The 25692-nt window shown below is 63.3% G+C and carries 25 protein-coding genes and 1 pseudogene; 10 read left to right on the forward strand and 16 right to left on the reverse strand.

The features are described from left to right. Positions 1–71 precede the first annotated feature (71 nt). Positions 72–1142 (forward strand): IS630-like element ISMno19 family transposase, encoded by a 1071-nt coding sequence (locus MNOD_RS36770; protein ID WP_015934039.1) that lies wholly within the window; start codon positions 72–74, stop codon positions 1140–1142. Between the two features lie 105 nt (positions 1143–1247). On the opposite strand, the gene fdhF is transcribed toward MNOD_RS36770, so the two are convergent. The 5 genes from fdhF to MNOD_RS36795 all read right to left on the reverse strand — a co-directional run bounded on the left by fdhF (position 1248) and on the right by MNOD_RS36795 (position 9366). Continuing rightward, complete coding sequence (gene fdhF, locus MNOD_RS36775) at positions 1248–4031, reverse strand: formate dehydrogenase subunit alpha (protein WP_425277529.1); 2784 nt, start codon at positions 4029–4031, stop codon at positions 1248–1250. Positions 4032–4245: 214 nt separating this feature from the next. After that, positions 4246–5949: an NAD(P)H-dependent oxidoreductase subunit E gene (locus tag MNOD_RS36780; RefSeq protein WP_015934041.1), complete on the reverse strand. Its 1704-nt coding sequence runs from the start codon at positions 5947–5949 to the stop codon at positions 4246–4248. 237 nt (positions 5950–6186) lie between these two features. Next, entirely contained in the window at positions 6187–6933 is a 747-nt protein-coding gene (locus MNOD_RS44740) for a hypothetical protein (RefSeq protein WP_015934042.1), read from the reverse strand. Positions 6934–7003: 70 nt separating this feature from the next. Further along, on the reverse strand, positions 7004–7867 hold the full coding sequence (locus tag MNOD_RS36790) for an amidohydrolase family protein (protein ID WP_015934043.1): 864 nt from the start codon (positions 7865–7867) through the stop codon (positions 7004–7006). A 194-nt stretch (positions 7868–8061) separates the two neighbouring features. Further along, positions 8062–9366 carry an MFS transporter gene (locus tag MNOD_RS36795; RefSeq protein ID WP_244424862.1) on the reverse strand — a complete coding sequence of 435 codons (1305 nt, stop codon included), beginning with the start codon at positions 9364–9366 and terminating at the stop codon, positions 8062–8064. A 1339-nt stretch (positions 9367–10705) separates the two neighbouring features. Between MNOD_RS36795 and MNOD_RS36800 the strand changes: the two genes are divergently transcribed. The 7 genes from MNOD_RS36800 (at position 10706) to sorB (ending at position 16972) form a co-directional block, all read left to right on the forward strand. Beyond that, positions 10706–11950 carry an aromatic ring-hydroxylating oxygenase subunit alpha gene (locus MNOD_RS36800; protein WP_015934046.1) on the forward strand — a complete coding sequence of 415 codons (1245 nt, stop codon included), beginning with the start codon at positions 10706–10708 and terminating at the stop codon, positions 11948–11950. A gap of 188 nt (positions 11951–12138) precedes the next feature. Next, a complete protein-coding gene (locus MNOD_RS36805) occupies positions 12139–12675 on the forward strand; it encodes a nuclear transport factor 2 family protein (RefSeq protein ID WP_015934047.1) in 537 nt (178 codons plus the stop codon). Between the two features lie 153 nt (positions 12676–12828). Beyond that, positions 12829–13197: a Rieske 2Fe-2S domain-containing protein gene (locus MNOD_RS42115; RefSeq protein WP_015934048.1), complete on the forward strand. Its 369-nt coding sequence runs from the start codon at positions 12829–12831 to the stop codon at positions 13195–13197. Continuing rightward, positions 13172–14314: a 2Fe-2S iron-sulfur cluster-binding protein gene (locus tag MNOD_RS36815; RefSeq protein ID WP_157091787.1), complete on the forward strand. Its 1143-nt coding sequence runs from the start codon at positions 13172–13174 to the stop codon at positions 14312–14314. Before MNOD_RS42115 ends, MNOD_RS36815 begins: the two co-directional genes overlap by 26 nt. Positions 14315–14341: 27 nt before the next feature. After that, positions 14342–15076, forward strand: a complete 735-nt coding sequence (locus MNOD_RS36820) for a sulfite exporter TauE/SafE family protein (protein ID WP_015934050.1) — start codon at positions 14342–14344, stop codon at positions 15074–15076. A gap of 349 nt (positions 15077–15425) precedes the next feature. Then, entirely contained in the window at positions 15426–16637 is a 1212-nt protein-coding gene (sorA, locus tag MNOD_RS36825; RefSeq protein ID WP_015934051.1) for a SorA family sulfite dehydrogenase catalytic subunit, read from the forward strand. Between the two features lie 11 nt (positions 16638–16648). Next, entirely contained in the window at positions 16649–16972 is a 324-nt protein-coding gene (gene sorB, locus MNOD_RS36830; protein WP_015934052.1) for a SorB family sulfite dehydrogenase c-type cytochrome subunit, read from the forward strand. A gap of 306 nt (positions 16973–17278) precedes the next feature. Here sorB and MNOD_RS36835 read toward each other — a convergent pair whose 3' ends face one another. The 7 genes from MNOD_RS36835 to MNOD_RS44750 form a co-directional block, all read right to left on the reverse strand. Continuing rightward, complete coding sequence (locus MNOD_RS36835; RefSeq protein ID WP_015930855.1) at positions 17279–18796, reverse strand: IS66-like element ISMno13 family transposase; 1518 nt, start codon at positions 18794–18796, stop codon at positions 17279–17281. Positions 18797–18863: 67 nt separating this feature from the next. Further along, complete coding sequence (gene tnpB / locus MNOD_RS36840; RefSeq protein WP_015930854.1) at positions 18864–19220, reverse strand: IS66 family insertion sequence element accessory protein TnpB; 357 nt, start codon at positions 19218–19220, stop codon at positions 18864–18866. Then, entirely contained in the window at positions 19217–19624 is a 408-nt protein-coding gene (gene tnpA / locus MNOD_RS36845) for an IS66-like element accessory protein TnpA (RefSeq protein ID WP_244424538.1), read from the reverse strand. Before tnpA (MNOD_RS36845) ends, tnpB (MNOD_RS36840) begins: the two co-directional genes overlap by 4 nt. Positions 19625–19683: 59 nt before the next feature. Continuing rightward, positions 19684–19965 carry an IS66 family insertion sequence element accessory protein TnpB gene (gene tnpB / locus MNOD_RS36850; RefSeq protein ID WP_015934053.1) on the reverse strand — a complete coding sequence of 94 codons (282 nt, stop codon included), beginning with the start codon at positions 19963–19965 and terminating at the stop codon, positions 19684–19686. Then, positions 19962–20372, reverse strand: coding sequence for an IS66-like element accessory protein TnpA (gene tnpA, locus MNOD_RS36855; protein ID WP_015934054.1), 411 nt, complete (start codon positions 20370–20372; stop codon positions 19962–19964). The genes tnpB (MNOD_RS36850) and tnpA (MNOD_RS36855) overlap by 4 nt, the downstream gene beginning before the upstream one ends. A 229-nt stretch (positions 20373–20601) precedes the next feature. Continuing rightward, positions 20602–20844, reverse strand: coding sequence for a hypothetical protein (locus MNOD_RS44745; protein ID WP_244424864.1), 243 nt, complete (start codon positions 20842–20844; stop codon positions 20602–20604). Between the two features lie 16 nt (positions 20845–20860). Further along, positions 20861–21367 (reverse strand): S8 family serine peptidase, encoded by a 507-nt coding sequence (locus MNOD_RS44750; RefSeq protein WP_083786719.1) that lies wholly within the window; start codon positions 21365–21367, stop codon positions 20861–20863. Between the two features lie 267 nt (positions 21368–21634). On the opposite strand from MNOD_RS44750, the gene MNOD_RS44755 reads away from it, so the two are divergent. Continuing rightward, positions 21635–22939: a S8 family serine peptidase gene (locus tag MNOD_RS44755; RefSeq protein ID WP_015934055.1), complete on the forward strand. Its 1305-nt coding sequence runs from the start codon at positions 21635–21637 to the stop codon at positions 22937–22939. Here MNOD_RS44755 and MNOD_RS42120 read toward each other — a convergent pair. The 4 genes and pseudogenes from MNOD_RS42120 to MNOD_RS44760 form a co-directional block, all read right to left on the reverse strand. After that, complete coding sequence (locus tag MNOD_RS42120) at positions 22865–23788, reverse strand: hypothetical protein (protein WP_050783588.1); 924 nt, start codon at positions 23786–23788, stop codon at positions 22865–22867. The genes MNOD_RS44755 and MNOD_RS42120 overlap by 75 nt on opposite strands. Positions 23789–23924: 136 nt before the next feature. Next, positions 23925–24557, reverse strand: coding sequence for a hypothetical protein (locus tag MNOD_RS47500; protein ID WP_157091789.1), 633 nt, complete (start codon positions 24555–24557; stop codon positions 23925–23927). A 36-nt stretch (positions 24558–24593) separates the two neighbouring features. Further along, positions 24594–25073, reverse strand: coding sequence for a hypothetical protein (locus MNOD_RS47505; RefSeq protein ID WP_157091790.1), 480 nt, complete (start codon positions 25071–25073; stop codon positions 24594–24596). 154 nt (positions 25074–25227) lie between these two features. After that, positions 25228–25494, reverse strand: a pseudogene (locus tag MNOD_RS44760) (DDE-type integrase/transposase/recombinase); the annotation flags it as partial. Between MNOD_RS44760 and MNOD_RS45875 the strand changes: the two are divergent. Then, positions 25490–25648 (forward strand): hypothetical protein, encoded by a 159-nt coding sequence (locus tag MNOD_RS45875; protein WP_015934058.1) that lies wholly within the window; start codon positions 25490–25492, stop codon positions 25646–25648. The pseudogene MNOD_RS44760 and the gene MNOD_RS45875 overlap by 5 nt on opposite strands. Positions 25649–25692 lie beyond the last annotated feature (44 nt).

A 25692-nucleotide genomic window follows, 5' to 3' on the forward strand; every position in this document is an offset into this window, starting at 1 on the left:
AGGTCAACGACCTAGTGCACTGACGCATTCAGAGGATTCACCTCGGCCGTGAGCCGTGCGAGTCTGAAGGCATGGCTCAGACCGTCTGTGTGATCCCGAGTGACGCCGATCTGGCGCGCCTGTCGGCCATCGTCAATGACCGCGCTCGTCCCCTCAAGCACCTCCAGTGCGCCCACATCATCCTGCTCTCGGCCGAGCGCTTGGCTGTCCTGGAGGTTGCCCAGCGGGCGGGCGTCAGCCGACCCGCCGTCTGGCGCTGGCAGCAACGCTACGCCGAGGAGGGCGTAGACGGCCTCTTGCGCGACAAGACCCGCCCGCCCGGCAAGCCGCCCCACTCCACCGACACGGTCGCCGAGGTTCTGGCGCTGACCTGCTCCGAACCGCCCGGCGCGGTCACCCACTGGACCGGCCGCGCCGTCGCTGACACGGTCGGGATCTCACTGCGCTCCGTCCAGCGCATCTGGGACGCGCATCGCCTGCAGCCGCACCGGGTGCGCAGCTTCAAGCGCTCCTCCGATCCCGCCTTCGCCGAGAAGGTGGAGGACATTGTCGGCCTGGACATGGACCCGCCGCGCCATGCGGTCGTGCTCTCGCTGGACGAGACGTCCCAGATCCAGGCGCTGGAACGCACCCGCCCCAGCCGAGCTGTGAAGCCGGGTCGGCCCGAGACCCAGACCCACGACGATCACCGGCACGGCACGACCACGCTGTTTGCAGCCCTCAACGTCCTGGAGGGCACCGTGATCGGCCGCTGTATGCAGCGGCATCGCCATGACGAGTTCCTGCGCTTCCTCAACACCATCGAGGCGGCGGTGCCAGGAGGCGAAGCTGATCCACGTGATCCTGGACAACTATGCTACCCACAAGCACCCGAAAGTGCGCGCTTGGCTGGCGCGGCATCCGCGTTGGACCTTCCACTTCTTCCCGACCTCTGGCTCGTGGATAATGCTGTTGAGGGCTTCTTCTCGGCTCTCACCCAGCGACGGCTCAGGCGTGGCAGCTTCAGCGGGATCGTGGATCTCCAGGCGGCGATCAACCGCTCCATCGCCGAGCACAACGACAGGCCGAAGCCTTTCGTCTGGACCAAGCCGGCCGCGGCCATCTTCGACGCCGTCAACCGCAATGCTGCACCATCTGTTTGAGTCAGTGCACTAGCGAGTTTCGCGACCACCAGTTGGGAGGTTTTTGGAGGTGTCCAGATGGCACTCCGAGGACTGTCGGTCCGCGGAGTGTTTCAATTTCTCCGGTTACTCCGCGGCGATTGAGGAGGCGGCGAGCGGCACCACCCGGGTGGCGCAGAACTTGAATTCCGGGATCTTGCCCAGCGGGTCGAGCGCCGGGTTGGTGAGCAGATTCGCGGCCGCCTCCGCGTAGCAGAACGGCATGAACACCATGCCCTCCGGCACGTCCCGGTCGGAGCGCACCGTCACCTCCACCGCGCCGCGCCGGGTCTCCAGCCGGATCCGGTCGCCCGGACCCACCCCCAAGCGGCCGAGTTCGCGCGGGGCCAGGAAGGCCACCGCCTCGGGCTCGAGCGCGTCGAGCACGCCCGCGCGCCGCGTCATCGAGCCCGTGTGCCAATGCTCCAGCACGCGGCCCGTCGAGAGCACCATCGGGAACTCGCTGTCGGGCACCTCGTCCGGCGGCACGATCGCGGCCGGCACGATCTTGGCCCGCCCGCTCTCGGTCGGGAAGCCGGCGTAGAAGATGATCTCGTTCCCGGGCTCGTCCGGGGCATCGACCGGGTAGGTCACCGCCCCCTCGCGCTCCAGCCGCTCCCAGGTGATGTTCTTGAGCGACGGCATCACCCGCGTCATCTCGGCAAAGACGTCGGCCGGGCCGCGATAGTCCCAGGCCAGGCCCATGCGGCGCGCCAGCTCCTGGATGATCCACCAGTCCTGGCGCGCCTCGCCCGGCGGGGGCACCACCGGGCGGGCCATCTGCACCCGCCGGTCGGTATTGGTGAAGGTGCCGGCCTTCTCGGCGAAGGCCGAGGCCGGCAGCACCACGTCGGCGTGGAAGGCGGTCTCGGTCAGGAACAGATCCTGCACCACGAGGTGGTCGAGCCGCGCCAGGGCGCCGCGGGCGTGGTTGAGGTCGGGATCCGACATCGCCGGATTCTCGCCCTCGACATACAGGCCGCGGATCTCACCGGCATGGATCGCCTTCATGATCTCGACCACGGTCAGGCCCTGCTGGGGATCGAGGGACTGGCCCCAGAAGGTCTCGAACAGCTCCCGCACCGCCTTCTTCTCGACCGACTGGTAGTCGGGATAGACCATCGGGATCAGGCCGGCGTCGGAGGCGCCCTGGACGTTGTTCTGGCCGCGCAGCGGGTGCAGGCCGGTGCCGGGCCGGCCGATCTGGCCGGTGGTGAGCGCCAGCGCGATCAGGCAGCGGGAATTGTCCGTGCCGTGCACATGCTGGCTCACCCCCATGCCCCAGAAGATGATCGAGGCCCGCGAGCGGGCGTAGAGCCGCGCCACCTCGCGCAGGGTCTCGGCCGGGATGCCGCAGACGGGGGCCATCCGCTCGGGCGTGAATTCGCGGATGCGCTCCTTCAGCGCGTCGAAGTTCTCGGTGTAGCCGGCGATGTACTGCTGGTCGGTGAGCCCCTCCGCCACGATCACGTTCAGCATCGCGTTCAGCATCGCCACGTCGGTGCCGGGCTTGAAGGCGAGGTGGCGATGGGCATGGCGCGACAGCACCTGCCGGCGCGGATCCATGATGATGAGCTTGGCGCCCCGCTCCTTCACGGCATTCTTGATGAAGGTGGCGGCGACCGGGTGGTTCACGGTCGGGTTCGCCCCGATGATGACGATCACCTCCGCGTCGAGGGCGGCCGAGAACGGGGCCGAGACGGCGCCCGAGTTCAGCCCCTCCATCAGCGCCGCCACCGAGGAGGCGTGGCAGAGCCGGGTGCAGTGGTCGACGTTGTTGCTGCCGAAGCCGAGCCGGACCAGCTTCTGGAACAGGTAGGCTTCCTCGTTCGAGCCCTTGGCCGAGCCGAAGCCGGCGAGCGCGTGGCGCCCGTGCGCCTCGCGGATCCGCCGCAGGCCGCCCGCCGCGCGCTCCAGCGCCTCCTCCCAGGTCGCCTCGCGGAAATGCGTCCAGGGATTGGCCGGATCGACCTGGTCGTTGGCGTCCTTCGGGACGTTGTCGAGGCGGATCAGCGGCCTCGTCAGCCGGTGGGGATGGTGGACGTAGTCGAAGCCGAAGCGCCCCTTGACGCAGAGCCGGTTGTGGTTGGCCGGGCCGTCAATGCCCTCGGCGTAGACGATGCGGTCGTCCTTGACCTTGTAGGAGACCTGGCAGCCGACGCCGCAATAGGGGCAGAGCGAATCGACCGCGCGGTCCGGATAGACCACGCGCTCCTGCGCCTCGTTGAGGTAGGCGGCCGGCATCAGCGCGCCGGTCGGGCAGGCCTGGACGCACTCGCCGCAGGCCACGCAGGTCGACTGGCCCATCGGGTCGTCGAAGTCGAACACCACCTTGGCGTCGGCATTGCGGTAGGCCATGCCGATCACGTCGTTGACCTGGACCTCGCGGCAGGCGCGGACGCAGAGGTTGCACTGGATGCAGGCATCGAGGTTCACCCGCATGGCCGGATGGCTCGCATCCGGCTGCCAGCGCGCCTCGGACGGGAAGCGGCTCTGCGTCACCCCGACGCCATCGGCCTGGGCCCAGAAATGCGAGTCCGGGTCGTGCGAGGTCGCGCGCTCCGGCTGGTCGGCGACGAGGAGCTCCATCACCATGGCGCGGGCCTTCACGGCCCGGTCGCTCTGGGTCTTCACCTTCATGCCGACGGCCGGCACGCGCTTGCAGGAGGCGGCGAGCACGCGCTCGCCCTCGATCTCCACCATGCAGGCGCGGCAATTGCCGTCCGGCCGGTAGCCCGGCGCGGGCTTGTGGCAGAGATGCGGGATGGGATTGCCGAGGCGCTGGGCCACGGCCCACAGCGTCTCGCCGGGGCGCGCCTCGACCGGCTCCCCGTCGAGTTCGAACACCACGCCCGGGATGCCCGCCGGCATCTCGCGCAGGGACAGGGTGCCGCTGGGCGCCGGCCCGGCCTGGCCGCCGGCCTTGGTGCCCTGCGAAGAGGCGCCGCCCGCCTGCGGCCGGCCCCCTGAGCCGCCGGCATCCTGCGGGGCGGACGGGCCGGTCACGAGCGGGTCGCTGCCGGCCGGATTGCTGTTCTGGGTGCCGCTGCTCATGGTGTCGCTTCCGCTGCCGAACCCGCAATCCCTACTCGGCCGCCACGGGCCGCGGGGTCGGGAAGAGGTCCGGGAAATATTTGATGAGGCTGGTGACGGGATTCGCGGCCGCCTGCCCCAAGCCGCAGATCGAGGCGTCGCGCATGCATTGCGAGAGCTCGCCGAGGAGGTCGGTGTCCCAGACCCCCTGCTCCATCAGCCGGCGCGCCTTGCGGGTGCCGACCCGGCAGGGCGTGCATTGGCCGCAGGATTCGTCCTCGAAGAACCGCATCAGGTTGAGGGCGGCGCCCCGCAGATCGTCCTGGTCCGAGAGCACCACCACCGCGGCCGAGCCGATGAAGCAGCCGTATTTCTCGAGCGTGCCGAAATCGAGCGGGATGTCGTCCATGGCGGCCGGCAGGATGCCGCCCGAGGCGCCCCCCGGCAGGTAGGCCGCGAAGCGGTGGCCCGCGGCCATGCCGCCGCAGAACTCGTCGATGAGCTCGCGGATGGTGAGGCCGGCCGGCGCGAGCTTCACGCCGGGCGCGGCCACCCGGCCCGAGACCGAGTAGGAGCGCAGCCCGGTGCGGCCGTTGCGGCCGTGGCTCTTCCACCAGGCGGCCCCCTTCTCGATCAGGTCGCGCACCCAGTAGAGGGTCTCGACGTTGTTGATCAGCGTCGGGCGCCCGAACAGGCCGACCTGGAACGGGAAAGGCGGCTTGTGGCGCGGCAGCCCGCGCTTGCCCTCGAGGCTCTCGATCATCGAGGATTCCTCGCCGCAGATATAGGCCCCGGCCCCGCGGCGCAGGTGGATGCGCGGGCCGCCCGGCGGGAGCTTGGCGAGCTCGCGGGCCAGGATCGCGCGGGCGATCGGGTACTCGTCGCGGATGTAGAGGTAGATCTCCGCGGCCTCGACCACATGGGCGCCGATCAGCGTGCCTTCGAGGAAGCGGTGCGGATCGGTGTTGAGGTAGAGCTGGTCCTTGAAGGTGCCGGGCTCGCCCTCGTCGCCGTTGACCGCCATCAGCCGCGGCCCCGGCTCGCCGCGCACCGAGCGCCATTTGCGCCCGGTCGGGAAGCCCGCCCCGCCGAGCCCCTTCAGCGCCCCATCGTCGAGGATGGCGAGCACCGCCTCGACCGTCAGCTCGCCGGCGCGCAGGCGCTCCAGGGTGCGGTAGCCGCCCGCCGCCCGGTAGGCGTCGTAGTCCACGTAGTCGGGGATGTGCGGGTGGGTGTCGCCGGCCGCGACCGCCGCCTTCACGCGCTCGGGCGTGGCCCGGGGCAGGAAGTTGTGGCCGACCTCCGCCGCCGGGGCGTGATCGCAGAGGCCGACGCAGGGCGCGCGCACGACGCGCACCGGCCCGCCGATCTCGGCCTGCAGGGTGGCGAGCAGCGCCTCGGCCCCGTGCATCGCGCAGGTGAGACTGTCGCAGACGCGCACCGTCAGGGCCGGAACCGCCGCCTCGCCCTCCTTCACCACGTCGAAATGGGCATAGAAGGTGGCGGTCTCGAACACCTCCGCGAAGGCGAGCCCCATCTCGTCGGCGAGCGCCGCGAGATGGGGAGCGCTGATCTGGCCATAGGTGTCCTGGATGAGGTGAAGGTGCTCGATCAGGAGGTCGCGGCGGCGCGGCGCCTCGCCGAGCAGGGCGGCGATCTCCGCCTTGGCGCGCGGGTCGACCTGGCGCCCCTTCGGCACGGGCCTGGCCCGCTCGCGGCCCCGTCCGGGATGTTCGAAGCGCTGTACGCGCGACACGTCGTGCTCCCCAATGCAAGCGACACGGCTGCTCTAACTTCTCACGTAATAACACCGCCGCAGCATCGCCCAGTCCCAGCATCGCGTCGGTGGCGGCCCTTGGCTCCCGCCCAATAGGAACCCGCGTCTTTGCTTATCCGACAGCCCGCGACTGTGGCGCAGGAATCATCGCGACCGGTTACCTCGCGTTCGAAAGAGGGGCGGGATCAGCCACTGATTAGCAGTGACTTCTATGCGTCAGGCCTCCTTCAGAAACTGCGCCACGCGATCCTCGCCGCCGTGGGCCGGGATTTGCGAGACCGGAAGGACCGATTCCCCCGCACCAGCGGCCGAACCACCTTGGCCGCGCCGGATGTAAAAGAACGGCTCCGGCAACTCTGCCCTGCCGGTCCTAAAGCCGAGAATGCGATCTCCACTCGCGCCCGCCTCAAGGCTCAGATCGTCAGGACGTACCGTGACAGTTTGCTTCTGCTCCGGTTGCGACTTGTCGATTGTTCGTGCAATCACCGAGGCCGCGTTCGAGAACCACGCCGTGAGCACGCGCAATTCGTTCTCGTACGCCTCTGGTGAGAATTCGACTGCGTCTCCGGACATCAAACCAGAGACATCGTACGGCAGCGCCTTTGAGAACCGCTCGCGATCCATCCCGCGATGAAGCAGCTCAACGAGGAGCCATGCTTCGACATGTGCTGGTGAATGCTCCTCAACATGAAGCGGATGGCTCACCGCTTCGCCGCCTTCTCGGAACTGTAAGACCAGTTCTGGCAAACGTAACTCAAGGTCAAGATCCCGCCCGAGAGGGTGAGTTGTGATCGCGTTACGAGCATTATGCCATTCTAGCGTTGGCATGGCGCCGTTGCCCTGCGAACCATAGCTCCGCTCAATCCGAGCGAGCCATTGGACAAGGCTGTGCACCTGATGGCGTGCCTCCTCCAGCCGCCGTGGATCGTGTGCAGTTGCAACGGGCCAATTTTCCGGGACCATCCTCATCCCTCCCTAGCCATTCGGGGGTTCGTCACATTTCTTGCGCAGGGCTGCTCCGCGGAGCGTCTGTTCAGGCGCCCAATCCGAGGCCGAGGACCCGGTTCGCGTTCCGCCAAAGGGCTGCATCAAGAGCATCCGGCGAGAGGCCGAGTGCCATGAAGTCGTCGACTCCCTGCTTCATGGGGCGGAACGGGAAGGAACTCCCGAACAGGAACTGGTCTTTCATGAAGCCGTTGGCAGCTTCAATGTAGAGCCGTCCGCCCGGCGAGAAAGTGTACATGTCAGGCGAGACGTAGACGTTTTCGTTGCGGAAAGCAACTGTGATAATGGCGTCGATGTGCGGGTAAAACCCATGTGAGCAGATGATAGGTAACTTTGGGAAAGTCTTAGCAATCCGGTCCACCGCGAACGGATCATTGAGACGCAGGTCTGGGGTGGTCGGCCCTGACATCACGAAGACTGGCACACCGAGCTCCTGGCACAGCTCGTAGAGCGGCATCAGGCGCTCGTCATCCGCGCGCATTGGACTCCCGTAGAAACCGGCATCGAGGTTAATGCCCTTCATGCCGAGCTCTGACACGGCGCGACGTGCTTCCGCCACAGCTTTCTCGCGACCGAGGTCGGTTGGGTCGACCGAAGCGATGCCGATCAGGCGCTTCGGGTTATGGCGCGCGACCGCGGCGAGATCGTCGTTGCTGATCCGAACCCCGGGAACGCTGCGGGCGACCATCACGGCGGCAGTGATGCCAGCCGCATCCATCTCCCCAACAAAGCCCTCGACGCTTTGACCCCGGGCGAAGTGGTCGATTTCCTTAGTTCCTACCCGGCGGTTGAGCCAGCGCACGACGCCGTATTCGGGCGTGTCAGGTGTGGCTCCGAAGAAGGGATGCAGGAAGGAGGGCCGGCTCCGCATGTCCACGATAGGTTTCGCCATTGACTTTACTCCTCAGCGTTGATGAGAGCCAACGAGCGGAGCACGTGCGTGCGCGCTCACCGCCGGCCCGATTCCCTTTATTCAGTCTGAGCTAAACCTGGCCGGATGCCACACTCACCGGGAAAAATGCCGGGCCCAAAAGGCCCGGCTTTCGAGTGGGCAGCCCCGGAGGAGAAGGGCGCACAAGTCCAACGTCAGTGAGATCCCGCCTCATGGAGTTCGAGCACCTGGTCGTCCTCGTTCTTGAGGACGTGATCAACCTCGGTTTGGTCGAGCGTCTCAGGCCCGAGCAGATACGCGGCCAAGGCGAACAGCAGAACGACACAAGAGTACTTCATGGCGTCGCCCATGCCGCCCGGCGTCAAGCTGGCGAGCCAGCCGATCGCAATCGGAGCAAAAATGGACGGAAACCGACCGAGCGCCACTGACCAGCCGTAGCCAGACCCGCGGATCTCCGTTGGGAAGAGTTCCGCCACATGCACCATGCCGATGGCCCAAGAACCTCCAATGCCACCAAACGCCAAGACTCCACAGATGACGAACAGCGGAATCGAGGTTGTCGAGAACATCACCCACAGAGAGCCGGCTAGAACAAGCAATGTGATAGCGCCAGCTCGCTTGCGGCCGATGTAATCAGAGAGGTGGCCGCAAAAGATAGAAAAACCAAACATCGAGAGATTGAACAGGCCGAGCGTGGCAACGGCGACCGTGGTGCTCATTTTCAGGGTCGAGACCATGAACGGCACTGCAAACACCGTCTCAGCATAGTAGATTCCTGCGAGAGAGGTGTAGATCAGGGCTCCCCACATCACGTTGCGCCGCAGCCTCGGGCTAGTTTTAAGTGATGTAAAGAAAGAGGCCCGCTTTAGCTTCGCCTTCTTCAAGCGCTCTATCGTTGCTGTGTAGCTCGGGCTTTCCTCCAACTGCATCCGAACGAACAGAATAAGGATCGCAGGCAAGATCGCGAGGAAGTACATTGCGCGCCAGCCAAGCCACTCGAGAATGAGTGCAGAAACAATCGCTGCGTACACCACCCCAAGGGCATAGCCCGCGAACATGAGGCCTGCACCTAAGCCACGCTTCTTGCTATCCCATGATTCCACGACATAGGGGACGCCGACCGTCAGTTCTCCCCCGCCGCCGAGCCCGGTGAGGAAGCGGCCGATCGCAAACTGGACAGGGGTGACGGCAAGCCCGGTTAGCGCAGTGACGCTGCCATAGGCGAAAATCGAAAAGCCAAGCGTTACTTTTCTACCGAAGCGATCGCCCAGCATGCCGAACACGCAACTGCCCAGCATGTATCCGACGATGAAGATCGATCCGATTGCTCCCATTGTCTTCACATCGACGCCGAATTCTACAGCGATGAGCCCGAGGGTCATGCCGTAGATGTTGATTGCGTAAGCGTCGAAGAGGTAGCCGAGAGTGGCCGCCAGCGTGATGACGTTGCGAGCCTTCTTCGTGATATTAGGCTTGTCCGGGTCGTGAAGGTCGATCAACTCAGCCGAGCCGGGTGGCTGGCTCGGGGGTTTTGCGCTGCTCCTTAGGGATAGCATGATACTGTTTCCTCCTGCTTCGATTCTTGGGTTTCAAGTATCTCAAGTATCCATGCGGTGTTTTTTTATTTGATACCGTCTTGCACCAGGCACCAGCGCGTTAGTTGCACCAGCGCGTTAGATGTTAGCTATTACACTTTTTCTAATATATTATCTTCAAATATCCTCAAATATGGCTATGATTGCGTCCGTACTAGTTCTGTCGTTTTGCTCTTTTGCTCTCTATTGTCAGATTTTGAGCCCATGTGTTGTTGTGTGCCGAGATGTCCTTGAGACGCTTGGCGGGACTCTCTCGCCTTTGCTCAAGGGGCTGTCGTGCTGTGGCGCCTTCATCCGCTTCCGCTCAGAGCCGTAAAACGGACTGAGTTGAGGATTGCCTCTCCGGAAGCGATAGAACCAGTTACGCTTCCCGTTGCGCCGCATCACGCACTCGAATAGGCACAGTGGCCCGAAACCGTATCTCAGGCTAATTCTTTTTTGATAGCTAACGATAGTTGGCGTCTATAAGAACCTGAGTGATGCGCTGCCCGCAGTGCGCGCGCCCAATGTCTGAGTGATGCGCTGCCCGCAGTGCGCGCGCCCAATGTGGGTGTAAGCTTGGCGAGCATAAGACACGGTTGTGAGCTGGGACCGGGCTGATCAGAAATCGGCACACTCGGTTGGCTTGAGCACTGCCGCCCAGCTGGCGAGCATTGGTCGCCCAGCTGGCACTTTGCCGTTATCACTGGAGGAGCAGAGATGCTGACCGCCGCACGGTTGGCGATGCTGCCGCCGATCGAGTGCTGCTGGCCCAAGCGGGGTGACGTCGCAGGATCGGCGCTGCACGATTATGGCGATCCGGTCTACCGGTTTGCTTGAGCAGGAGTGTGCCCGCAAGGTGGATCATAGACGGGATCCTGTACGATGCCCGCCACTTGGTCACGAGGCTCCGCCGTAATATCGCAAAAACACCAAGGAGTTAAACGGCTAAGATCAACTTGGCGCACAAGCTAATCAGAGCGGCGCAGGCTATGGTAGAATAAGAAATATCAATTATCCAAAGCACAACAGAAGGACCATGTTTCAGCATGACGATGCCCGGGCTGCTCGCGGTACCCGGCAGCCTTCAGCGGATCAGCGGTCCTAACGCCAACACGGCCGCCCTCTAGCTCCGCTTGACGTTGTCCAGCCCGCGCATCACGGCCCAATGCCTGCGCCTTGATCACTGCTGAGGTCCGCGGAAAACCAGGGCTCCGCAGTGCTCAATCCGCAGAGGACACCCAGAACCCGAGGAGGAGCGTGAATGCCCGCGAGAAACTACCAGCAATGGACCGCAAATCCACCCCTGCAGACGGGTGAGTGGATCGACAGCCGACTCTACACCGATCAAGAGATCTTCGAGGAAGAGCTGGAGAAGATCTTCAAGCATACCTGGGTCCCCGTCTGTCACGAGTCCGAGCTGCCGAAGCCCTACGACTTCCGCACCACCAGCATCGCCAATGAACCGATTGTCGTCTGCCGCGGTCCCGACAACGTCGTACGTGCCTTCCTCAATGTCTGCCCGCATCGTGGCATGATCATCGAGCGTCGTCCCTCCGGCAGCTTCTACGAGGCCTCGGCTTCGGGCAATCCGAAGCGGATGACCTGCATGTTCCATGCCTGGCAGTTCGACCTGAAGGGCAACTGCGTCTACGTCAGCCGCGAGAAGGAGGGCTACCAGGACCGCCTCAGCAAGGAGGATGTCGGGCTGCGGCGACTGCGCTGCGAGGTGAAGTTCGGCGGTTTCGTCTGGGTGAGCCTGGACGACAATCCCGTTCCCCTGGAGGATTGGGCGGGTGCCCCATTCGAATGCCTGCGCAAGACGCTCGATGCGGAGCCTCTCGAGGTCTTCCACTACCACAAGGCTATCGTCGACACGAACTACAAGCTCTGGCACGATACGAACTGTGAATTCTATCACGACTTCATGCACTACCACAATCGTGTCACCGGCTTTAACGACGCGTACTTCGCCAGAAAGAACGAAGCCTTTGAACACGGTCATATCGTGGTCGGCACCTTCGAGGTGAACTACGATCAATACGAAGGCTTCGAGAGCCGCGCCGGACTATCATTCCCGTATCTGCCGCCGAACCAGTGGTACATGATCGATCTGTTCCCCGGCATGAACTTCAACCTCCGGGGCTCGGCTCTGCGCTGCGACGTTGTCACGCCACTCGGTCCGAACAAGACGATGATCGAGTTCCGCGGTCTGGGGCTCAAGAGCGACACGAAGGAGGAGCGTCAGACCCGCATCAATCACCACAATTCGATCTGGGGTCCGTTCGGCCGCAACCTGCACGAGGACCTGATCGGCGTGCAGGGGCAAGGCACCACGATGCGACCCGGCTCCGAACCGCGCCGCATTCTGCACGGACGCCACGAGAATCAGACCATCCACGACGAGAACGGTATGCGCCACTACTACGACGAGTGGGGCCGGTGGATGAACCGTTTGCCGCGCGACCCGTCGAAACCCTACGCGCCGCCGGCTGTCGCGGCCGAGTAGAGCACGCCGCGAGCTTACCTGACGGGGCTCCCCGCCCCGTCAGACTCCGCCCGGCAGCGCGCGACGGAACCGATCTCGGTCAATGCGGCCTGAGACGATCTCGATTCCGAAGCGCATTCGAGCAATCAGGATCCGGTCCATACACGCCAGCCTTGAAATGAACCGGAGGATAAAGGGAGGAAGAGGCAATGGGAACCTCGATGTTGACCGGCAGCGACACAGCACGGGCCGGTTCGTACCTCGACCAGCGGCAGACGCTTGCCCGCGATGCGATTTACCAGGCGAGCCTGCTTCTGGATGATCAGCGCTGGAATGACTGGCTTGCACTCTGCGCAGAGGACTTCACCTACGACATCAAGTCGTGGAGTCCAGAGATCAACTACGATATGACCTATTTGCACGCCTCGCGCAAGGATCTTGACAGTCTGATCCGCCTGCTGCCCAAGCACAACACTGACCATTCGCCGCTGACCCGCCACACCAGTGTCTACACGGTCGAGATCTCCCCTGACGGGACAACGGCTCAGACGGTCTCCTCGGTTGTGATCTTCCAACACATGCTTGACGGCACGAACTCTCACATCGACGCGGGCGAGAGCCGGCTGTTCCTGGTCGGCAAGTACTATGACCAGCTTCGGTTCGACGATGCAGGCGTGAAGTTCGTCTCGCGCGAGGTCAGGCTGCTCAACCGCCGCCTCGACAAAGGCTCCCACTGGCCACTCTAGGCCACTCTATGAGGCCGTCGCCAGCGAGTGCAAAGGTGATCCCGCCGCCTTCTTGGCGGCCAATCTTGTTCAGAACGAAGGGGCGCGTGCGGATACGGAGCGAAGCCCCACACCTACAATCGGCGGGCACGTACAAGCGGAAGCGGAGGTTTTATGGGCTGGAGGTATTTATGCGAAGCGGCTGAGGTTGCCGAGAACTCGCTGAAGCTCGTCGATGCCGACGGCGTCCGCATCGTCGTGGCGAATTATGGTGGCGGATTCCGGGCTATTCCACCGGTCTGTCCCCACATGGAGGAGCCACTCGAGGAATCGGGTGTCATCGCCAATTGCGTCCTGACCTGCACCAAACACCTGTGGGCGTGGGACTTGCGCAGCCTCGACATGGTCGGCGAGGCCGAGAAGCCGCTCAAGACCTATGAGGTTAAGCAGGAGGGCGGACGCCTTCTGGCTCTCGTCGACGAGGAGCTAACCTACGACTTTGAGGAAGACACCGGCGATGACGACGACGACTTTTTCAAATGACTCAGGCCCGGTGGTCAGCCAGTTCGAGTCCTTGCCGCGCTCTGATACGAATGATCGGGACGACCAGAGCCGCCGTTGGAACGTAGAAGTTCAATCGAAATCGGGCACACTCGCCTTTACCTGCGAGCCGAATGAGAACTTGCTTTACGCAGGGTTGCGACAGGGTCTGACGCTTCCATATGAGTGCGCCACCGGAACCTGCGGCACTTGCCGTGCCCGGGTCGCTTCCGGGAGCGTTGCTGTCGGGTGGGAAGCCGCGCCCGGCCATAAAGGGCTCAAGCGCGACAAGGGCGACATCCTGATGTGCCAGACACGGCCGCAAAGTGATTGCGTGCTGCGTGTGCCGGCCCACGTCCACACCTCCCCGCGGCACGCCGTTCCGCGACACCACAGCGCCGTGATTGACTGCGTCCGGCACCTGACTCAGGACGTGATCCACTTTGAGATCTCACTGAACGACCCCATGAGCTTCGATGCCGGCCAGTTCGTCGTCCTGCGCGCGCCTCACCTGCAGGGAATGCGGGCATACTCAATGGTGAACTTCGCGACGGAAACCCGTCGCCTCGAGCTTGTGATCAAACGCAAGCCCGGCGGCGGCTTCGGAAACTGGATTTTCGAAGCATCACGGGAAGGACAGACCGTTGATGTGTTCGGCCCGCTCGGCCGAGCGACATTTCATCCTGAGGAAAATTACGATCTGCTGATGATTGCCGGCGGCTCCGGCATTGCTGGCATGATGTCAATTCTTTCACGGGCAGTGCAGGAGGATTACTTCAGCAGCCACAAGGGTTACGTGTTCTTCGGAGTGCGTACGCTGGACGATAGCTTTTACTTGGCAGATTTCAGCGAACACGTTGCGGCTGCGAATGGAAATCTGGAAGTCACCCTGGCCATATCGGACGAGGCGGTGGCTTCTCCTGTTCATCCCGGCCATCCTCATGTCCGAGTCGTTGAGGGGTTGGTCCACGAGGTCTGCGCGCGTGCGATGAAGGGGCGTTACGACAACGTCATGAGCTACATCGCCGGACCGCCGCCTATGGTCGACGGCGCGCTCCGAACCCTCATCATCGAGGGCCGCATGACGCCGGATCGGATCCGGTACGACAAGTTCGGCTGAGGTGGTTCTTTGGACGCTGCGGCGAGTATGACGGCCACGCTTCTTAGCCTCGGGCTAGTGAGCGGTCTCATGATCGGCTGCGTGGGGATTGGCGGGGTCATCTTAGTGCCTGTCATGACCCTTGGGATTGGCATCCCAATCGGCACCGCAATCGCGGCGGCAATGGCAGGCTACGTTCTGACTGGCCTCTCTGGAACGCTGGTCTTTGGTCGGAATGGCTCAATACGCTGGACACTCGCACTCAGCCTGTGTCTTGGTGCAGCACCAGGAGCTCTGCTCGGCGCCTGGGCCAGCGGCGCCATAAATGCGCATATTATTGAGATGCTCATTGCGGCGCTCGCCATTATGTCGGGCCTGTACAATCTTCGTGGCAACAGCGTGGTCGATACACCCCCGTTGGCCCTTGGTACGCTTGGCTTTGTCGCCATGGGAGCCTGCGTCGGCCTGTTGTCGGCAGTGACAGGTACCGGCGGGCCGGTGATCCTGGTTCCCTTGCTGCTGACATTTGGCTATCCGGTGCTCACGGCGGTTGGGCTTGGCCAAGCGATCCAGCTGCCTGTCGCCGCCCTTGCGACCCTAGGCGCCTACGCCTTCGGTTCTCTCGACATCTACCTCAGCGTACTTCTCTCGATCGGCCTAGCCGTGGGCAGTACAGTTGGCGCTGGGGTTGCTCACCATGTTCCGCGCGCCACTCTGCGGACAATAGCCGCCTCCGTGCTTATTGCGACCGGGGCCTTCATCATATTTCGGCTAGTGATCTGACCATATCCAGGGAGCGTACGTTATCCCATCCTGACGCTACTCAATTGGCCAGAGTCACAGCCAAACCAAGCAGAAAGGATAGAAGATGCCCATCGAATATCAACCCAATCTAATAACAGTTGCAGACCGCGATTTTTGAATGACAAACGGAAATCTAAAATAGGCGCATCCGCAGGAGTTATGCATTTCATCAAGTATGGGCTCTTACAGTCCATTTGACCTCAAAGAACGTTGTTGAATTTTGGTCGCGCCAGGAGAGGGCTCTATGTCAAATCTAGTCGCTCCGTCAGCTTCCTCAGTAACTCTTCGCTCCAGGGCGCGCGAACGGCGTCAGATTGGAGGAAGTCCTTTGCTTGACAGGCGAGAGCTCTTGAGACGCGCCGGGCTAGGCGCCGTTGTGTTTAGCGGCACCACGCTCGTATCGCCGCTGCGCGGGCTAGCGGACGAACTGGCGCGGCTGCCGTTCGGCAACGGCGAGCGCCCGCTCGTCGCCTATCCGGGCAAGCGCCCGCTCTTGGAGATGACCAGCCGGCCGCCGCAGCTCGAGACCCCCTTCGGCATCTTCGACGAGGGCGTGATCACCCCCAACGACGCCTTCTTCGTGCGCTACCACCTCGCCGACCTCCCGACCGCCATCGACCCCGACAGCTTCCGCCTGGAGGTCACGGGCCATGTCGAGACCCCGCTCTCGCTCTCGCTGGCCGAGCTGCGGGCGCTGCCGGGCAGCGAGGTCGTCGCGGTCAACCAGTGCTCGGGCAATTCGCGCGGCTTCGTCGCGCCGCGGGTCGCCGGCGGCCAGCTCGCCAACGGCGCCATGGGCAATGCCCGCTGGGCCGGCGTGCCGCTGCGCAGCGTGCTCGACAAGGCCGGCCTGCGCCGCGGCGCCGTGCAGGTCGCCTTCGAGGGCCTCGACGGGCCGGTGCTCCCGGCCACACCCGACTACGCCAAGGCGCTCGACCTCGACCACGCCCGCGACGGCGAGGTGCTGCTGGCCTATGCGATGAACGGCGCGGAGCTGCCCTGGCTCAACGGCTATCCCTTGCGCCTGGTGGTGCCGGGCTATTACGGCACCTACTGGGTCAAGCACCTGAACCGCATCACGGTGCTCGATCAGCCGTTCGAGAGCTTCTGGATGAAGTCGGCCTACCGGATTCCGGCCAATGCGTGCGCCTGCACGGAGCCGGGCCAGGCGCCCACGGCCACGGTGCCGATCGGGCGCTACAACGTCCGCTCCTTCGTCACCAACCTCGCCGACGGGGCGCGGGTGCCCGCGGGCGAGACCCTGTTGCGCGGCATCGCCTTCGACGGCGGCTCCGGCGTGACGGAGGTCGCGGTCTCGACCGATGACGGCCGCACCTGGAGGCGGGCGGCGCTCGGTGAGGATCTCGGGCGCTACTCCTTCCGGCCCTGGAGCCTGCGGGTCGATCTGGCGCCGGGGGCGCATGCGATCCGGGTGCGCGCGACGAACCGGATCGGGCAGACGCAGCCGCTCGACCCTCTGTGGAACCCGGCCGGCTACATGCGCAACGTCGTCGAGACCACCCGGGTGCAGGCGGCGTGAGAGAGGCGATGATGACGAAGCGATTCCTGACCGCCGCCGCGGCCGCGGGCCTGCTCGCCGGAGGCGCGGCGTTGGCCGGGCCGCGCACCTACGCGCTGCCCGAGCCAACGGCGCAGCTGAAGGAGCCGAGGGACAAGGCGCACGCAGCCGGGTACGAGGCCACGCAGGCCAACTGCCTGACCTGCCACTCGGTCGACTACATCGCCATACAGCCGCCCGGGAAAGGCCGAGCCTTCTGGGACGCCGAGGTGACCAAGATGATCAAGGTCTACGGCGCCCCGATCAGCGAGGCCGACGCCAAGGTCATCGCCGCCTACCTGGCCGCGGTGTATTAACATCGGCCTTTCGGGAAGACGGCACGCGATTGAGTGAGATTTCCGCTGCGCGCCCGAGCGCTTTTTCGTACATAGCCGCCGGAAAAGGCTCCGGAGAGGGCACCAATGCGTGTATCAGGCTTAGATGCGCCCAGTACTTGCTACAATGCAGCAGGGGAAATTAGGCCTAATCGACCGTTTGCAAGAGGAGGCCGGGGCGGTGTCGGGTAAGCGCTGCCATCAGGCCACGGCTCTGAGGGCTTGTGCGCGCGGGTAGGCCCAAGGCCGCAACTCGTCAATGCGGCCGTTCGGATGTAAGCGTCTTCCTCAGGCCACATCCCTGAGCGTGGGCGTGACCGGGTAGGCCCAGGGCAGCAGCTCGTCGATGCGGCTGTTGGGATGGCCCTCGATGATGCGGGTGATCACGTCGGCAAGATAGGCCTGCGGTCCGACGCCCGTGAGCTTGCAGGTCTCGATCAGCGAGGCGATCACCGCCCAGTGCGCGGCCCCGCCATCCGAGCCGGCGAAGAGAGCATTCTTTCTCGTCAGGGCCAGGGGACGGATCGCGCGCTCGACCACGTTGGTGTCGAGTTCGACCCGCCCGTCATCGAGGAACAGGCTCAGGCCAGCCCAGCGGCTCAGCGCGTAGCGGATCGCTTCGGCCAGCTTGCTCTTCTGGCTGATGAGGGCGAGCTTCTCCCGCAGCCAGGGCTCTAGGGCCTCCAGGATGGGACGGCTGCGCGCCTGACGTGCGGTGCGGCGCTCCTCGGCAGGACGGCCGCGGATCTCGGCCTCGATCCGGTAAAGGCCCGCGATGCGCGTGAGCACCTCGGCCGCGATCGGCCCATCAAGATCGTAGAACGCCCGCCGTACATGGCTCCAGCAGTAGGCGAGCCGGACCTCGCCTTGCCTGGCCAGCGCCTTGTAGCCGTCATAGCCATCGACCTGCAGCACGCCCCGGAAGCCGGCAAGATGCGCGATGGGCTGCTTGGCCGTGCGGTCGGGTGCGTAGACGTAGGCAACGCCCGGCGGATCGGTGCCGCCCCAGGGCCGGTCGTCGCGGGCATACGCCCAGAGCTGGCCTGTCTTGGTGCGGCCGCGTCCGGGATCGAGCACCGGCGCGCTGGTCTCGTCGGCAAACAGCTTGCCCGAAGCCTTCAGCCTCCCCAGCAGCCGCGCGTGGACCGGCCGCAGCAGGAACGCAGCACGGCCGACCCAATCCGCGAGCGTCGAGCGGTCGAGAGCTATGCCCTGACGCGCGAAGATCTGTGCCTGACGATAGAGTGGCAGGTGGTCGGCGTACTTGGCGACGAGCACGTGCGCGACGAGGTCGTCGGTGGGCAACCCGCCCTCGATCAGCCGCGCCGGCGCGGACGCCTGCAGCACAATAGCCTCGCAGGCACGGCACGCGTAACGCGGGCGCCGGATCACAATGACCCGGACTTGGGCCGGTACGATGTCGAGGCGCTCGGACACGTCCTCGCCGATCCGGTGCAGGCTGCCCGAGCAGCAGGGGCAGACGGGGCTCTCGATGTCGACCACGCGCTCGACGCGCGGCAGATGGGCGGGCAGGGCCCCGCGATTGTTGCGCCGGCGCGCTGTACGCTCGGCCCTCACCGCCGGCGCGGTTTCCTCGGCCGCAAGACCCTCGGCTTCGACCTGCTCGGCCTCCTCCAGCCCGAGCAGGAGCTGGTCCTCGGGCAGGCTCTCGGCGCGACGGCCGAAGCGATGACGCTGCATCGCCTTGATGATCTGGCGCAGCCGCTCGTTCTCGGCCCGCTCCTCGGCGAGCAGCGCCTTGAGCGTCTCGGGATCGTCGGGCGAGGGTGAAGCAGGCGCAGCCACAAAGCGGATTAGATCAGATCACTCAGCCACTTACCAGTACGACGTCCCCTCGCGCCGTTCTTTTTGCTCAGCCTGCCACCGCTGGCGCGCTCACCTGACGAGCCTCGTGGACACGCTTCCAGTCCAGCCCTTCGAGCAGGGCCGAGAGCTGCGCAGCCGTGAGGCGCACGACGCCGTCCTGAGCCTTCGGCCAGCAGAATTGACCGTCCTCCAGACGCTTGGCCGCGAGAACCACCCCGCTCCCATCCCAGAACAAAAGCTTGGTCCGATCTGCCCGCTTCGAGCGGAACACATAGACCGTGCCGGAGAACGGATCCGCTCCCATCGCCTCGCGCACCAGCGCGGCCAGCCCGTCGATACCTTTGCGGAAGTCCACCGGCCGCGTCGCCAGCATCACGCGCACTGTCCCAGCCGGCCCGATCATGCCGAGACCTTCAGCGCCCGGATCACCGCCGCAATCTGAGCCTCGCTCGCCTCCCCGCCGATGCGGACCGTGGCGCCAGCTACTTCGACCTCAATGCCGTGACAGCCGTGGCGCCAACGCGGCTTGGGGCTCGTCTCTGCACACGCCGGCTCCTGCGGTTCCGAGATCAGCACGGCCGGCACGAACCGCAGCTCGGCCTGCTGATCATCCATCGCCGCTTGGCGCGCCAAGCGCCGCCACGTGAACAGCTGCGAGGCGCTCAGGCCATGCCGGCGCGCTACCGCGCTGATCGAGGTGTTCGGCGCCTCGCTCTCGGCGACAATGGCCGCCTTCTCATCCTCCGACCACGTCCGCCGCCGGCCGGCCCCGGTGAACAGCTCCAGGCGCCGGACCGGCTCCGACATAGCCATACGCTCTGACATCGACATAGGACGGAGCTCCTGACCCGCTCCGTATCCCATGCTCAGCCGAGCTCCCGAAAGGTGCCTCCAAAACGACGCTTACGTGAGGGCCAGAGAAAGCGGCCCTTCTCCAATCTTTTCGCGTAGAGCGATAGCCCGAGACCGTGATGCCAGAGACATTTGATCAGATCACCGCGCCGGCCGCGGAACACGGAGAGATCCCCGGCGTGCGGATCGCGCCCGAGCGCCTCCTGCCCCTGCAGGCAGAGGCCGTTCATGCCGCGGCGCATGTCGGTGTGGCCGCTGGCGATCCAGACCCGGACGCCCGAGGGGACCGGGATCATCGCCCCTCCAACACAGCCAGCACGCGGGCCGGCGCCTCGGCCTCCACGCTGGCATCGACGACGATGCGCCGGCCTTTGCCCAGCACGATCACCATGCGGCTCGAAGTCGACGATGATCGGGAGGTCTCGGCCCGCTCTCTGGTGGGCTCCGGCGCGGGCACGACCACCGCCGGCACGAAGGTCGGCGTTACTGCCGGGGCCGACCGGCTCGCCGCGAAGGCACGCCGCCAGGTCAGGAGCAGCGAGCGCGAGATGCCGTAGCGACGTGCGGTGGCGGAGACCAAGCGCGGCCTCTGCAGGCTCTCCCGCACCACCTTGAGCTTCTCGTCCTCCGACCAGCAGCGACGCCGGCCGGTCTCAACAATCTCGAGGCGCCTGAGGCGCGCACTGTGCGTATGACTGTCCATACGCACTGTTCTCAACGGCCGATCATCTGCCCCGCAAGGCGGTCCTCTGCGGAGGGATACGTAACGACCAGGCGCTCGCGCAGATTAACAGACAACGCTGACCGCATGGCAGCCCCCTTGCGAAAGCCGCGCATCGATCAGAACCAGGCCGGACCGACTACCCGTCCCGACTCAGACCGCTCGGGCACCGCTCTAGTCCGACAGGCCGCCACGAAGACAGCCCGCCGGATCAAATTAGGCTGCGTTGAGAAGGCAATTCAGCGGATTCGATGCCTTCCTGCTCCCGTAGCTTTGTCACTAGCTTAGAAGCCGCTGCGTCATCAGTGACTTCAGCATACCAGAGTCGCCGCAGTGCCGGTTTGGTTGCCTTAGGACTGATTCTCCCGACGTTGCTGACGCCGGCAAGATTCTTGATATGGTCGCGGATCTCGTCCTGCACTTTCTCTGGTGTATGCGCGCCAAATTTGAACATTACACTTTTCATTGATCTACCGCCCTGCTTGAAGTAGCCTGGACAGATTTATCCGGCCTGTACCGTAGTCCACACTGAAGTCGCTTCCATTCATAGCGGGTACCTTATCAGCGGACTCCATCAGCGCTTGCCTGACTTGCGCAGGCGTCGGCTTTTCGTTGGCAGCGATACCCTTGGCGATGAAAAGGGCAGCGCACCCCGTGACATGTGGTGCCGCCATCGAAGTTCCATCCCAGGCATCATAATTAATCTCCCGGCGCACAGGCACCCCCAGCTTTGGCCGCCTGTCGGAGCCGAACACGACTCCAAAAGCCGTTTGACCGGGGTAGGCGGGGAGCGTCGACCAGATTGCCTTGCCAGGTGCTGCCACCGAGATGTGATTACCGCTGTTTGAAAACATGGTGACCCGATCGTCCAGTCCGGTAGCGCCAACCGCGATGATACCAGGGATTGCTGCTGGATAGGACGTTGGGCTGCCACAAACCCGCGGCTCCGCTTCCCAGATGGCTCCATCAACCAGCACGACTGGGCACGTGCCTCGGGATTAGAAAAGTCAACGATCACCGAAGCTATGAGTAAAGACGGTGTCGTTCGGATTGCATTCCTCCGCCCCCAGGACTCACGAAAGGGTATTGGTCACGTCGTCTTAATCAATAACGGCAAGACGCTAGAGTCGCATGGTGGGGTCGGCCCGGACTCTCGCGACTGGACGGGGGCAAACTGGCAGGCGAAGGCTTTCGTCTATGTCCTTGCGCGCAAGGCCCAGGTCACCGCAGTGGGAGCGGAGCCTATGGCGGCGCAGCCAATTTTGGCTGATGTTCAGGTCGTGGGGGCACCGGCCGTCATCGGGCGCAGCGACGCGATCACGACTGGTCGAATAATGTCAAACGTGTTCACAACAGCTTCTCTGCCAGAACATCACGACGCGCTCCTAATCGTCAACATGCGGCAGGAGACGATGCAGGTCGCCCCCGCAATGGCAATGGCTGCAATGCCACCACCTCCCGAGACAGAGGGCTTGAGTGCGCTTTCATTCTTCGAACGGGCTGGGCAGGTAAAGAGAATTGTGCCGCTGCGCCGGAGCGAGCAAGCGGGCAATGCTCCTCTACGAATGGCAGCCGCCTCAGCGTTGATGTTCGCAGCACAACCCCCCGAAAATACTGACGCAGCAGCTGCTGTGCGCTTCATCGAGATGAAGCGCGAGCAAGACACCCAGCAACTCCACACTGCCCTCGCCGCCGATCCAAATGTTCTCTCGGTTTCCCGTGTGCCTGTCCGTTATCTCACGGCACGCAGGACCTCCCGCACTCGGCTCGCCGGAGGAGGCATTGGCATCGAGGCGGCACCGCCAACCGGATCGGTTTTGTGGGATCTCGAGAAGATCCGGTGGCAAGAGGCCCGTCGTGCTGAAGGCTTTATGGAAGCTGGCAATGTGCGGGTAGCCGTCTTCGATACGGGTATTGACGATGGGCATACCGAGCTAAAAATTGACCAATACTATTGGCGTCACCCCGACCTTACAAGACCGGTGTCAAACCGAGACATCATTGGACACGGCACTCACGTCTCCGGGATAATTGCGGCACTGATCGGCCGCGGCGTGTCAGTTCAAGGTATATGCGACTGCAAACTTGATGTTTGGAAAATTTTTGATGACGAACCAACATATGCGCCGGGTCAAGGCGCCTTTGTATACTACGTGAACCCGATTATGTATCGCCGTGCCTTGGCGGACTGTGTCGAAAATCCGCCGGACGTGCTCAATCTTAGCATTGGTGGACCCGCCGCTCCGGATGCTACGGAGAGAGACTTGTTTGACCAACTCATTGAGGCAGGCGTTACAATCTGCGCCGCGATGGGTAACGAACGGCAGTATGGCAAGGCGAACGGCTTCTCTCACGAAGCCGCTGCAATCGACCTGCGTGAAGTCGCGCCCCGGCACGGCTTCGAGAAATGGTACCTTTTTACCAAGTCCATAGGTGACGCGCGGATGCGCGTTTCGGCAGGCATCAAGAAATTCCTACGCCCGAGAAATGTCGAGATTGATGGCCCCGATCGCTGCAAAGGTTGGACTGTCGAGCGAGGCGTCATCTGATGCTCCAGGAGCACCGAGGTTGGCGAGAAACCGGGCTGTCTCAAAATCTGCGGTCTCGTTCGTGTCACTGTTACCTGGAGCACCCGGGTCATCCTCGTCCGCAGCTATTCCTGATTCTTCGAACGCGACGAAGCTTAGTCCGGCTCCAGCACCGCTGAACGCAACGGCTGGAGTTACCGCAGTCGCAGCCGCCTCTTCGCAATAGGGCAGAAGGCGCATAACGTCTCGGGCGTATTGTTGCGCCTTTGGGCCAGAGCCGTTGTAGGCCCGGACGGCGTCTTGGATATCGCCCGTGATCTGCACCTTCTTGGTGAGTTCAGAAACGGCACGGTTGACGCACTCTTTGAAATTGTACCACTTCCTTTCTCTGAAGAAACCTTCGTCCGTCCGAACATATTGCAGGTCGTACTGGAATATGTCATAGCCCTTGTAGACTATGGACGCTGGGTTGAGGCCGCGGGCCATCCGCGCTTTGTTCGTCTCCCCTATAAGGAGATCCGTAAAAGCCTCGCCGTAGGATAGCCGGAACTGCGCTGTGTTCGTAGGAAATGCGCTTCGCGGTGCACCGGCAACATCGCCGCTCGCGTCATAAACGCAAAGCCCAAGGATCTCGGTCGCCGGCCTATGTGGGGTGAGCGGCAGCCAGTACATGCCGGCCTCCCTACACGCAATGGCGCATAGTAGTGGCACAGTGAACGGAGTCGACCTAACAGCATCCGCCAGATCGGACCGGAAATTGGCTATCATCCAGCGCGTGACACCCTGCGCGACGTCCTGTTCGGTATGCGCCCTTGTTGCCATCATACCAGCTTCGGCTATCTCGTTCTCACCCCGGAGATCGTCAATCATGGCCCCATGCTCCTCCTTGTGATGACCTTAGCTTGGCTGATCGCAGTCACTCCAGGTGGTCGCGCAATGCGCCCGTTTCGCTTACATTCTGGAATGGATGCGAGCCGATCGCACCGGGTAGTTGTGTCTTTTCATACTATTTCAGCTTGACGGCGCGCAGCCCCCCCACAATGACCTCAGAGGCAACGCCAGCTAGGAACAATCCCGCATAGTCGGAAAGACCTCCGGATCCGAAGGTTTCTGCTGTTCCAGATCCACCATATTGCTGCAATACAAAGACGATAGTAAGCGCGGCCAGCGTTAGAACTACAATAACAGGCAACATCCAATCATAAATATCTTGAAGCGGAACTGGAGACACGCCTGCGACCCATCTCAGAAAGCAAAGTTGGCGTCCAATTTGCTTTGCAGTATTTTGGCTGGCGACGGAACTAAACGTGGAGCCGGTTGCCATGCCGAGACTGCTCCTTGCAGCATCTACGTCCGTTTCCAACTTATAGACCTCAGGTTGCAGCGATGCAGCATCGCCGGTGCGAGCAGCAAGGCGTCTTCGCAGACTGTCCAACCGTATTTGCAATGGCGCGCGCTGGGCGGGGTCGGTGACGCCCTCGAGGTTTCGATCAATATCGTTGAGCCAGTCGAGCAGCTGTAGCCGCGCAATCACCTTAGGATCGTAGACAAGTTGCGAAAAACGTCCGAGCACGATCCCGCAAAGGGCCGTGAGCAGTGCCCAGAACGCAGAGGCGCGGATTCGGAATTCTACTGGCACTCTCAATACAGCTTTGCCCGACGTTGTAAGGCTTAACTACCCCGTGTAGAGGCCGGCGCGAAGACCTCTGTTTGGAAGTTTCAACTGGAGAGCCACTGTCTGACCCGGCTGAAGTTCTATCCGCTGAGGCATTGAGAGCAGGCTGGTGTCGCCGAGCGCCACAGCAGGTCCGTTGGTAGGCATAAACTCAGGGGTAATTGTGAGCAATTGCGGACCATCATTAATAATGGGAATCACAGCGACATTATCTCGGACGACACTTGGAGCGAAAACGCCCGATAGCCAACATCTCGAAAGTAGACAGTCGGCACCGATTAAACGAATAATATTTGTTGAATTAAGCAGCTTCAAAGCAGATTTTTCATCGGCATGAGCAGTGTTTACAAGCAATCCTAGAAAGAGAGTAAAAATTTGAAAAAAACTTCTCCTCTTGCCAAAGTATGGGTGGGCGCCCATCTTCCTGAAAAGATGTCCTTTACTGAATAAGCGGTGGGACTCGGGATCTGGGCGTATCATGCTCACCTCCCACCTCACCATAGAAGCGTGAAATTGCGAAGATTGCAACCCTGGCGAGATTATGGATGGCTGGAGCTCTTGATAGTGGCTGCGGCGGGGCTTGTCGCAGACTCGGAGGCGAGCCGCGGAAGGGGCCTAATGGTCCCGCTTTCATGCAGGAGGCGAGCCGCTGGTTCTGCTCGCACACGGTCCATGTGCCCGCGAACCCGAAGTCCTTGCGCAGCCACAGCATGGCCGCGAAGCCCTGGACCGTGCGCCGGGCCGTGGTGAACGAGCGGAAGTCACCCACCCGCGGCATCGGCCGCTTGACCCGGAAGTGGTCGCTCGCGATCCCTTGCTGCAGGGGCTTGGTGACATGGTGAGTGGGCGCGTGGGGCAGCAGGCCGTCCTCCCGGCTCGCGGCGAGGGCCGGCGGGTTGGGAGGCGATGGGCACCGGAACGGCGCGGTCCGCGACCGCTCGCAGGTTTTCAACCCGAAGACGGAGACCTGGACGAAGCGGAACGCCGACACCGGCCGCTTCATGGACGGAAAGAAGGACGGCACCCCCTTCAAGGGCGTGCGCAAGGAGCGCTGAGGCGCTCAAGGCGGGCTCGTCGCGTGATGGGCTCGCAACCTCAT

Origin of the sequence: Methylobacterium nodulans ORS 2060, assembly GCF_000022085.1 — a bacterium.
Taxonomy (GTDB): domain Bacteria; phylum Pseudomonadota; class Alphaproteobacteria; order Rhizobiales; family Beijerinckiaceae; genus Methylobacterium; species Methylobacterium nodulans.